At 37.9% G+C, this 10,851-nt stretch carries 13 protein-coding genes; 4 read left to right on the plus strand and 9 right to left on the minus strand.

Annotated features, from left to right (window positions below):
- The first annotated feature begins 145 nt into the window (after window positions 1–145).
- Both BFL01S_RS16705 and BFL01S_RS16710 read left to right on the plus strand, forming a co-directional pair.
- Complete coding sequence (locus BFL01S_RS16705; protein WP_025910346.1) at window positions 146–1,411, plus strand: dicarboxylate/amino acid:cation symporter; 1,266 nt, start codon at window positions 146–148, stop codon at window positions 1,409–1,411.
- 130 nt (window positions 1,412–1,541) lie between these two features.
- Window positions 1,542–1,775, plus strand: a complete 234-nt coding sequence (locus BFL01S_RS16710; RefSeq protein WP_061786374.1) for a hypothetical protein — start codon at window positions 1,542–1,544, stop codon at window positions 1,773–1,775.
- A gap of 39 nt (window positions 1,776–1,814) precedes the next feature.
- Here the strand turns inward: BFL01S_RS16710 and BFL01S_RS20560 are convergent, their stop codons facing one another.
- Window positions 1,815–1,979: a hypothetical protein gene (locus tag BFL01S_RS20560; protein ID WP_153301191.1), complete on the minus strand. Its 165-nt coding sequence runs from the start codon at window positions 1,977–1,979 to the stop codon at window positions 1,815–1,817.
- Between the two features lie 392 nt (window positions 1,980–2,371).
- Here BFL01S_RS20560 and BFL01S_RS16715 point away from each other — a divergent pair, with 392 nt between their 5' ends.
- Window positions 2,372–2,569 (plus strand): IDEAL domain-containing protein, encoded by a 198-nt coding sequence (locus tag BFL01S_RS16715; RefSeq protein ID WP_025910344.1) that lies wholly within the window; start codon window positions 2,372–2,374, stop codon window positions 2,567–2,569.
- Window positions 2,570–2,606: 37 nt separating this feature from the next.
- Here the strand turns inward: BFL01S_RS16715 and BFL01S_RS16720 are convergent, their stop codons facing one another.
- On the minus strand, window positions 2,607–3,395 hold the full coding sequence (locus BFL01S_RS16720) for a cell wall hydrolase (RefSeq protein ID WP_061786375.1): 789 nt from the start codon (window positions 3,393–3,395) through the stop codon (window positions 2,607–2,609).
- Between the two features lie 389 nt (window positions 3,396–3,784).
- Between BFL01S_RS16720 and BFL01S_RS16725 the strand changes: the two genes are divergently transcribed.
- Window positions 3,785–4,630 carry a DUF4097 family beta strand repeat-containing protein gene (locus BFL01S_RS16725; RefSeq protein WP_061786376.1) on the plus strand — a complete coding sequence of 282 codons (846 nt, stop codon included), beginning with the start codon at window positions 3,785–3,787 and terminating at the stop codon, window positions 4,628–4,630.
- Window positions 4,631–4,933: 303 nt separating this feature from the next.
- Here BFL01S_RS16725 and BFL01S_RS16730 read toward each other — a convergent pair whose 3' ends face one another.
- The 7 genes from BFL01S_RS16730 to BFL01S_RS16760 all read right to left on the minus strand — a co-directional run bounded on the left by BFL01S_RS16730 (window position 4,934) and on the right by BFL01S_RS16760 (window position 10,700).
- Window positions 4,934–5,125, minus strand: coding sequence for a hypothetical protein (locus BFL01S_RS16730; protein ID WP_061786377.1), 192 nt, complete (start codon window positions 5,123–5,125; stop codon window positions 4,934–4,936).
- 95 nt (window positions 5,126–5,220) lie between these two features.
- Complete coding sequence (locus tag BFL01S_RS16735) at window positions 5,221–6,417, minus strand: ABC transporter permease (RefSeq protein WP_025910340.1); 1,197 nt, start codon at window positions 6,415–6,417, stop codon at window positions 5,221–5,223.
- Window positions 6,414–7,103, minus strand: a complete 690-nt coding sequence (locus BFL01S_RS16740; protein WP_061786378.1) for an ABC transporter ATP-binding protein — start codon at window positions 7,101–7,103, stop codon at window positions 6,414–6,416. Before BFL01S_RS16740 ends, BFL01S_RS16735 begins: the two co-directional genes overlap by 4 nt.
- The gene (locus tag BFL01S_RS16745; RefSeq protein WP_061786379.1) at window positions 7,100–8,221 is read right to left on the minus strand and encodes an efflux RND transporter periplasmic adaptor subunit; all 1,122 of its coding nucleotides are present in this window, start codon (window positions 8,219–8,221) and stop codon (window positions 7,100–7,102) included. The genes BFL01S_RS16740 and BFL01S_RS16745 overlap by 4 nt, the downstream gene beginning before the upstream one ends.
- Complete coding sequence (gene yknW, locus BFL01S_RS16750; protein WP_061786380.1) at window positions 8,221–8,880, minus strand: YknW family membrane protein; 660 nt, start codon at window positions 8,878–8,880, stop codon at window positions 8,221–8,223. Before yknW ends, BFL01S_RS16745 begins: the two co-directional genes overlap by 1 nt.
- A gap of 195 nt (window positions 8,881–9,075) precedes the next feature.
- A complete protein-coding gene (locus BFL01S_RS16755) occupies window positions 9,076–10,083 on the minus strand; it encodes a Rieske 2Fe-2S domain-containing protein (protein WP_061786381.1) in 1,008 nt (335 codons plus the stop codon).
- A 104-nt stretch (window positions 10,084–10,187) separates the two neighbouring features.
- Window positions 10,188–10,700, minus strand: coding sequence for an acyl-CoA thioesterase (locus BFL01S_RS16760; protein ID WP_061786382.1), 513 nt, complete (start codon window positions 10,698–10,700; stop codon window positions 10,188–10,190).
- Between the last annotated feature and the right edge of the window lie 151 nt (window positions 10,701–10,851).

Genomic DNA, 10,851 nt, shown 5'->3' on the forward strand with positions numbered 1-10,851 from the left:
AAACTCTTTTCTATGAAAATTCTAAGAACTTAATGAACAAAAAGACCATTATCACCAGAAATTTCACCCCCCATTCATATGCGGTACTATAGGTTTACAAGATAAATGAAAACGCTATCAAATTATGAATCAAGGGGGATGGAAGATGAAGATTAATTTTAACAACTTAACAGTTCGCGTTATTATTGGGATTATCTTAGGGATTATGGTTGGGTTTATTTTTCCTGAATTCGGCGCGCAGCTGAAAGTATTAGCTGACATCTTTATTAAATTAATTAAAATGGTTATCGCACCGATTATCTTTTTAACTGTTGTCATTGGAATTGGTGGTATGGGCGATTTGAAAAAAGTCGGGCGTATTGGTGGTAAAGCACTTCTTTATTTTGAAATTGTCACAACGTTCGCTTTAGCTATTGGTATTCTTGTTGTTAACTTCGTAAAACCTGGTGAAGGCTTTAATATAAGCGGAGCACAGGGAGCTGACGTCTCTGAGTATACGAAGCAAGCAGCCGAAGCTGAACATGGATTCATGGACTTTGTGATGAGCATTATTCCAGATAGCGTCTTTGGAGCAATGGCTAACGGAGAACTGCTTCCAATCTTATTTTTTGCCGTGTTATTTGGACTTGCAACAGCAGCTCTAGGCGAAAAAGCAGCACCTGTCATTACATTCTTTGAACGAGTGACGGATATTTTCTTCGGAATCGTTAATATGATTATGAAGATTTCTCCAATTGCTGCTTTCGGAGCGATGGCTTATACAATCGGAAATTTTGGAATTGGTTCACTTGTTTCGCTCGGAAAATTAATGGGATCTGTCTATATTACGATGTTCTTATTCATCATTTTTGTTTTAGGTACAATTGCTAAATTTTATGGCTTCAGTATTTTAAAATTCATTGCGTTTATTAAAGAAGAAATTTTACTCGTGCTTGGTACATCGTCATCTGAATCAGCTTTACCAAAAATGATGAATCGTATGGAGCAATACGGGTGCTCTAAGTCCGTTGTAGGTCTGGTTATCCCTACTGGTTATTCATTCAACCTTGATGGGACATCTATTTATCTATCAATGGCAGCAATTTTTATTGCACAAGCCTACGGAGTTGACTTAACGATTTGGCAAGAGTTAACGCTACTAGGTGTGTTAATGCTAACATCAAAAGGTGCCGCTGGCGTAACGGGTTCTGGGTTTATCACTCTAGCAGCAACATTAGCAGCCTTCCCAATGATTCCTGTTGAAGGTCTTGCATTATTAATTGGTGTGGATCGCTTTATGTCTGAAGCTCGTGCTATTACGAACTTAATTGGAAACGGAGTTGCAACGGTTGTTGTTTCAAAAATGGAAAACGAATTTCATCCACCAGCTCCACCTCAAAGTTCTGATTCTTCAATACCACTTGCAAAATAAAGAGAACCTTCCTCAGCTGATTGAGGAAGGTTTTTCGAATGGAAAACTTTAAATAATTAACAGTATCAAATAATTTGTTACAATAAAAATAGGTTTAAAAGATAACTAGTTTGGGTAAGGAGGAAAAAACATGATTCAGACCATTACAGCGCATTTAAAACAAGGCTTGCTTTCTTATAGACAAGCGATTTGGATTGCACGCTATCTCATCCTCGGTTTTATTGTATTTGGCACGGTTGAAAAGATTTTAATGTTTCAAAGTCATGAACTTAACGGCTTACAGCTCACATTTGAGCTAACTGCTGCTTTAATCTGTGCATTAATTCCCTTTGCATACGGCATTGACTCGTCCAAGCAAGAATAAAGGCAACGTTTTCTGATGAAACGTTGCCTTTTTTTATAATCAAGCTTTTATCTGCATTTTTTTGTGATACAATTCCCCAAGCTCTACATCATCTAGCTGCCACACAACAGATTCACATTCTGGAAAGCTAGTAAGCAATGCATCTTCTAATTTTTCGCGTTCCCTTTCACTCAAAACATAGCGTTTCAATGTAAGCACTGACATTTTATGTTCCCCTCTCACAATTAATGTTAACGCTTTCGATATTGATGTTTATACATATCTTATACGAATAATATCTCATATGTACAATGAATAAATAGAATAATGCGAATAAGCAAATGGAATATAGGAAACACTCATAAAGAATAAGAAGGTCACCTATGCTAGAACACTCTTGTTTAGACCATAGATTTTTGTCAGAAAAAGACGACAATCAATTATATAACAAAGTTGATATACATATCCTGTTATAGTACAATTATCATTACTTAATTCGATTTTAAATGGCTTTCTTATCTCCCCCATAGGCTGTAAGCTACGAACCATTTTTAGAAACATCGCATAGCTTAGAGCATGAATAGGTAACTAAAAATTTCTGAGGAGTTGATTTCCCCGTGGAAAAGCATTTGAATCATATCCAGAAACAAAATGAAGAAGATACAATGAATTCATTAACGGCTGAAATGGTATTAGATCATGCGCTTCGGATGTTTCAAAAACAACAGCTTCAAAAAGAAATTGATCACGCCTTATTACATCGTAACAAACAAGAATTTCTTAAACTATCGCAACAGCTACAAGCATATCTATAAGCAATAAAAAAGAAACGAGGGAAATCCTCGTTTCTTTTTATTTAGCAAATACGTGATTTCCGATAACTGCTGTTACTTGCTTTGTTTCTAACCACGAATTTGTTGCAATCTGTGGATTATAGAAAAACAGCGCAGGGTTTTGATGATCTGGATTTGCTAACGCTTCTTCTACAGCACGTCTTGACTCCTCAGAAGCAGGCTGATTAATCGTTCCATTGCCTACTGGAGAAAACTCGTAACCACCGTTAGCTAAAGGTTGATTAATAACCTCTGTAATGCTGTTAGGGAATTGGGCTGACGCCACACGATTCATAACCACGGTTGCTACCGCTACTTTACCTTGGTACGGCTCACCTTTCGCTTCTGCTTCTACTAACCTTGCTAATAAATCTTTTTCCGCTTCCTCAACTCCTACGTTTGTAGGCTGTGGTGCTGGTGCCGTTTCAGAAGCTCCTTGTCCCGTTACAACTAGCTGTTGTCCTACGTTAATAAGATCACCTTGTAATCCGTTTAAATCTTTCAAACGATCTACGCTTGTATTATATGTCTGTGAAATACTAAACAATGTCTCACCTTGTACTACTGTATGTACTGTCTCTTTTTCTGGAATTGTTAGGACTTCTCCAACATAAATCATATCATTCGTGCGATTATTCGCTTGTTTTAATTCATCTACCGATACACCTTCTTGTTGACTAAGCTTCCACAGCGTATCTCCTGTCGATACTTTATGAGATGCAGCTGATGCAGCTGTTCCTTGTACTCCAAAAAATGAAAGTGATGCAGCTGATGTAATGACCCACTTTGTCAATTTTCCTTTTTTCATAAAAATACCTCCCGAAAAAATAACCTGACATTATCTTAGCATAGAGAAAGCCAGTTTCATTGAAAGAATGGGTAACATTTGTTCAGATTGGATTAAGTTTCTTACAAGAGAAACAATAATATTACAAACCATACAATTCCTTTAAAATTCGTAATGAAACTAACATTTTTATGACTGTTACTTGAATTTTATGGATTATTTTTACTTTTAGCTTTCGGCAACTGAAACCCAGTCATTATTTCAGAAAAATAAGTAAGTATATTCCAATCTCCAACTACATCTCAGGTCTTACCTATAATTCATTCCTCGGGCTATTGATTAACTCCCACAAAATGGATAACATTGGTGATGTATCTTATTTCTTTATAAAATTGAAAGCAGGGTGAAGCATGAAAAAACTATTGTTTTTGGTTCTAGTATTTATCGGAGCTGCTTTTCTTTTGACTAATCCATTTACCACATCTACATGGACGTTAGGATCCTCCAAAACCGAAGCAGCTCTGACAAATTCAATTGAAAGTATTAAGCTTAAAACAGCGAACGTAAATACAGTCATTGAAGAATATAACGGAAAAGAAGTAAAAGCGGATTTACAAGGGAAGGGAAAAGTAAATGTTCAACGCAATGGAAAAACGATTACCGTTACGTATAAAAATAAGCCTTTTTCATTTTTCTCATTCGGTAATAGCAGTAAATTAACAATTTATATTCCAAAAGAATACAGCAATGATTTAGAGCTAAACGTAGGTTCAGGCGATGTAGAGTTTAACGAAACCTCTTTATCTCTTACTAATTTTTCAGTTAAAGTCCAATCTGGCTATACTGTTATTCAAGGAATTGATGCGGATAAATTAGATATCAATGTTTCCTCAGGAGACCTCGTAATCAACAAAGTGCGCACAAAAGAAGGCTCAGTTGATTTACAGTCAGGAGATATTACGATTAAAAACTACGAAGGAAAGTTGGATTCTCACGTGTCTTCCGGTGATGCTTCTATTTCTATAAATAGAGTGGTTGATTCGATTAAAGCTCACGTTAGCTCTGGAGACATGACTGTTACGCTGCCACCTAAAGCTGATATTACCTTACAAGCCAAAGCGAGCACGGGAGATATTAATAATCGATTTAACTTTAAAACAATGAAAGAACAAGAAGATGAAATTCAAGCTACGAATGGGAAGGGTACGCATCGAATAGACGTAGATGTCTCAAGCGGAGATTTCAATTTGCGATAAAAACCGCAGCTGGGACATAACTAAATGATTTCTTCTCAAAGACAAACCATGACTGTTCGAACATAGTTAGGCAGTGAGAACACGTCCGTTCTATTGCGCTGCATTCCACTAGTTTTTTAACTTGTTTTCGGAATCAACAAAAAAACATCCGAACGATTGCAAGTCAGCAATCGTTCGGATATCTAAGTGACTGAAATACCTCAGCTACCTACCACAACAGTTTAACCTCTTCTTCAAGTACGCTAGTTAAATAATCTTTACCCTCTAATAATATTCGAGGGTAAAGGTAACCTACTTTCCAAATTAAATATTTGCAATATAAATAGCAACAGCAATAGCAGAACCTACTAGTAGCGCTACATAAATAAATGATAAGTTTCGAATTCGTTTTTTTTCAGTCTTTTTATACTGTTTGTCATCGTTATTCGCAATCCATATCGTCCCGACTAGCGAAACAATCCCCACAAACAAAATAAGAAAAAGTGAAATGGTCATCCTCTCTCCCCCTATTCATGTCCCCTTATCTTCTATTATATTATACATTCATCTAAAAAAAAGAAAATCACTCTGGTTTTGAGTGATTTTCTTCCTTATTCATATCTTAACGCTTCAATCGGATCGAGCTTGGCTGCTTTATTTGCTGGAAGCATTCCAAAAATCACGCCAATTGTCATTGAGAACAATAGTCCAATGACAATAATTTGCCATGAAATTAACGGTGGCCATCCTGCAAACATCGAAACGATAGAAGCACCGCCTGCTCCAAGTAAAATGCCAACGATACCGCCGATTAACGTTAGCGTTATTGATTCAATCAAGAACTGTGTTAAAATCTGTCTTTTCGTTGCGCCGAGAGCTTTACGAATACCTATTTCTCTTGTTCTTTCTGTAACCGATACAAGCATGATATTCATAACGCCGATGCCGCCAACTAATAATGAGATTCCAGCAATTGAACCAATAATTGTTGTCATAATTGTTGTGACTTGCCCAATGCCATCCGCAATGGCTTCCATATTCATGACGGTGTAGGAATCTTCTGTTCCGTACGTTTCATTTAATAGATTTGCTGCGCTCTCTCCAACAGTTTGTAATTCATCTGGATTGGAAGCTTGAAGACTTACAGACGTATAGTCTACTTTTCCAAAGCTTGATTTATACGTGTTGCTCGGCATATACACTTCCATCATGCCAAATGACCCTAATATGCCGGTTGGCTTTTCTAAAATTCCTACAACTTCAATTGGCTGGTTTTTCACCCAAATGATTTCGCCAAGGCCACTGCTATCTTTAAACATTTCCTTGTTTAACTCATCGCTGATAAGGGCAACTCGGTTACCCGATAAAAAATCACCATCGGTTAAGCTTTGTCCCTGTGCAATTTTTAAATCATTTACGTCCAAATACGACTGGTTAATAGCATATACCGTTGTATCTAACGTGTCTTCTTTATAACGGACCGACATCATTTCCTGTAGAGATGCCACAACGTTTTCAACACCTGGTAACTTGCCTAGATTATCAATATCTTGCGACGTAAAAAACGCCTGCTCCCAAATGTTTGGGTTTGTTTGTATTTCTTCCTCTGAAGGTTCGTACATTAAATCAACCGTATTGCTATCGCCTGTAATTTGCGATTTAAGCATCTGCTCTCCACCTTGACCAATCGCTACAACGATAATAACTGCTGCAACCCCGATAATAATACCGAGCATCGTCAAGAGCGAGCGTAGCTTATGCGCAACAACCGACGCCAAAGCCATACGAATATTTTCCATCATGCTCATAGTTCAAGACTCTCCTTACCGTTGTACGCAACGATATTTCCATCACGAACTAATATTGTTCTTGAAGCATATTCAGCTACTTCTGGCTCATGAGTGATGACCACTATGGTTGTTCCATCTTTGTTTAAAGCAGCAAATTCCTCCATAATTGATACGCTTGTTTTTGTATCAAGCGCTCCCGTTGGTTCGTCTGCTAAAATGAGACTAGGCTTATTAACGATGGCACGAGCAATAGCAACACGCTGCTTTTGTCCACCCGATAGCTCATTTGGTAAGTGATTGATTCTTTCACCTAATCCTACCTTTAACAGCGCAGCTTCAGCACGCTTGCGTCGCTCTTTTCGAGATATGCCCGTATAGACCATCGGCAGCTCTACATTTTCCACGGCTTTTAACCGGGGCAACAGCTGGAATTGCTGAAACACAAATCCAATCTGTTCATTTCGCACCTTAGCTAGCTGATCATCACTGTACGTTGAAATCTCGAGTTCATTTAAAAAGTAAGCACCTGAAGTTGGTCGATCTAAACAACCAATAATGTTCATCAAGGTTGATTTACCCGAACCTGAAGGACCCATAATGGCAACAAACTCACCGTCTTTAATCGTTAAATCAATCCCTTTTAAAATAGGAACTTCTTCTTTCCCAAGACGATAGCTTTTAGAGATATTTTCTAATTTAATCATTTCACTGTCACTTCCACACCATCTGCTAGCTCATTAGATGGATTTGAGATGATTTGATCCTTACTCGTAACGCCTTTAACAATTTCAATTGACTTGTTTGTTGTTTGACCAACCTTCACTTCTCGCTTAACAGCTTTTCCATCTTTTACGATATACACATACTTCTCATCGCCTTCATTGACAATTGCTTTTGATGGAACGGCTTTTGCTTTTTTGCTTTCAGTTTCAATTTCTAATAAAAGCTTAAAGCCTGGACGAATACTTTTAATCCCTTCATCCGTTACCTTTACTTGTACTGGATATTGATTCGCTGCGTCTCCACCACTTGCTGCATCGGACTGCTGTGGTAAGAAATCAACTTGCTGAACTGATCCTTCCCACTCTTTGTCCGGCACCACATCAGATGTAATTTTTACTGGCTGACCTACTTCAATATTAAGAGCATCATATTCTGATAGAACACCTGTTGCCAAATATTGATCCGTATTGCCAATATGTATAAGCGGCTTTTGAACCTCGCTTGTGTTGTGAGCAGCTTCTTTATCCACAGACAGCACTGTGCCAGCTAATTCACTTTTTTCAGTGAGATTATTCTCTTTCTTTGTTAATGACTTGCGCTCTAGCTTGTTGCGTTCAGCTTCAATTTTTGCTGTTTCAAGATCTAAATTAAGCTGAGTACGTTCTTCTTCTATTTGCGCTTTCGCTTCTTCTTTTGGAAGTTCTTTTTCCAGCTTCTTCTGCTTATCTTTCAGCTTAGCAATCTGCTTATTTAGTGAGCTAACCTGTAGTTCATTCGATTTTTCGCCAAGCTTATTTTGTTCTTTTTCAAGCTCTAAATCATCATTTGTATATGTGACAAGCGGTGTGCCAACTTGAACTCTTGTACCTTCTGTTACTTTAATATCTTCAATCTCACCATTTTCTGGCTGATAATACACATACTGCTCATCGGCAAGCTTAAGAGTACCTGGAATCATAACCGTACTGCGCAACGTCATATCTTTTAATGACGTCACGCTAACTTGTACGTCTTCACTTTTCTGTGCTTTAAACACGTTTACGCCAATTAGTACTACGATTAAGAGAGAAACAACTGTGATGATTATACCTTTTTTCATTACGCCATAACACTTCCTATAATTTGTGAAATAACAGACAGTACAAAAAAGACACTAGCAATAATAATTGCAGCTTTTTTAGATAAACCGCCTACTTTTTGTAAGCCCATTGCTGTTAAGATTAGCGACCAAATCGAGAAAATTTCAATGCTTGCTAATACGCCACCAACAGCTCCTTCAGCTCCAATTAAACCATTTAAAGACGTTATATTTGTTCCTGTTCCAGCCACAACTGCAATGACTGTATTTAGTAATAAACCAAGCATTGTAATGAACGTAATAAATGCTGTTAAACTAAACATGTGCTTATACTTTGCTGTTCCTTTTCCGATTTTTACAATAAGTAAAAGGATTCCTGCACCAATTAACATCGCGATAGGCGTGACAATTAACGCTCCAATTCCAGCTCCAATCATGCTAAACAATTTCATAGAATCATCTGGCTCAATCCCAAGCTCCTGTAAAGAAGCCAAGCTTTCTGGCGTAATGGCACTAAGTGCGAATGCAACGGCACTTAGTAAGATAACGAGAATGAGTGAAGCCACAATCGCCGGACGCTGCTTCATTTTGTCAAACTCAGCACCTGGACTAAAAATAAACTTAAATACGGACGGCTTTGGCCCCTGCTTCTGTTCGGTCGTCGTAATTTCTGGATTCATATAATAGCTCCTTTTTCAATAAATTTTTATTTGTTTACCTTTACACAGAACCCTGATAAGTTATAAACAAATCAGTAACATTTTAACATAAAAATGTAATAAAGTTTACTTATTTACTATATTTTTACTTTTATAGTTTTATACTCAACAAAAAAGATGCTGCTTATTAAGATAAACGGCATCTTTTCTTTCTTATTATATAGTTTTTGCCTTTCTTCCCACATCGCTTCCAAACTCAACGCCAAGCTCTCCTAACCATTTTCGGTATGCAATGCTAACGCGATCAGGATTAAGATGCAGCTCTGCTTGTAAGTCTAACGGAAGTTCTTCTGGCTTTTGACTTTCAACAATGCCTGTATCTTGTTCGATGATAAGCTGTTGAAATTCTTGAAAATATTCATCTGGCTTATCCAGCTCATAATTTCGTGATACGAGTGCAAAAACGGTTGATTTCAGCTGTTCTTGGGGCAATACGGCAAACAGCATGGAGAAGATTTCGTTGGTTTGATAATTCACTTTTTTCAACCGCGCAACCGTCGGGCGAAGAATTTCAAACGTATAGTAAATGGTTGACCAGTTCCCTGTGCCGTCCGCATCAGCATATACTTCAATCTCGTCTGAGACGTAGTGGTTATCACGCCAGTTCACTTTGTAATCCGGAATTTCTGTATAATCTGGATGTCCTAAGCTTCCTTCATGAACAAATGCAAGATGGCTCACATCCAAGAAATTCTCAACCACGCGAGGTGCCGCTGCATTCATCGTATGAGCATACGCATGGACAGTCTTAAAAGATGGGTGATTATATTCCTCATAGTAAGGAAGAGGTTCTGCTGCATCAGATCCTTGTTCACTGAGTCGAACCCAAATCATTCCGTATACTTCTCTGCACTGATATACAATAGCTTTTGCTTTGAGTGGAATCGCTCTATTCGGTGGCTGCTGCGGAATTTTTTTACATTGTCCATCCACATTATATTCCCATCCATGATAAGGACAAACGATGCAATCATCTTTTACCTTACCAAGCGACAAAGCAGCTCCTCGGTGAATGCAAAGGTCTTTAAAGGCTTTAATTGCTCCTCTTACCCGAAAAAGCACTACTCTCTCTTCCAATACCTTCACAGCAAGTGGATCCACTCCTAGATCTTGACTGTACGCAACTGGCAGCCATTCTTTTGCTAATACAGCATCTTTAAACATCTGCTTCCCCTCCAGTTTGTAGACGAAAATGATATTTTAAAGATTAGCATCTCCAGCACAATCCGTCTTTTAGTTGGTAAGGTTAGCTGACAGATAATTTACATTTAGTTCCACGGCTGCTCGAGGCTTAAGAACTGTGCTAAGCTATTGCTGTTAGCGCGCACACTCTTTCTAATTTTTGCTCGCTCAGGTGCCGTTTGATATAAATACTTTTCTTCATCCGTTTCTGGGATTACGCTCGGCACTTCGCAAGGCTTTCCATCTTCTCCAAGCGCAACAAAAGTGATAAAGGACGTAGCAGCAATTTTTCGCTCTCCTGATTTTAAATTTTCTTTTATGATTTTCACAAAGATCTCCATTGAAGATCGGCCTGTCCAAGATACATATGATTCAAAACATACCGAATCCTGCGGAGTAATCGGATGTAAGAAATGCACAGAATCAGTTGATGCTGTTACGCACTCTGCTCGGCTATGACGAGAAGCAGAAATTGAAGCAATCATATCAATATCGCTCATGAGCTTACCACCAAATAACGTTTGATGATTATTTGTATCATTTGGAAATACGCGACTCGTTCTAACCGCTTTTGATTGTCTACAATATTTTGCTTTCATCTTCCATTCCTCCAACTATACACATAAAAACTTTTATTGAGACCATCATACTAGCACATCTTCATAAAAATAACTGTAAAATTTGCTCAAAACACAAACAAAATTTACAGTAAGCGCTTTATAACAATCAAAAAAGAGGCTGGGACATAAG

The sequence above is a fragment of the Priestia flexa NBRC 15715 genome (assembly GCF_001591565.1).
Lineage (GTDB): Bacteria > Bacillota > Bacilli > Bacillales > Bacillaceae_H > Priestia > Priestia flexa.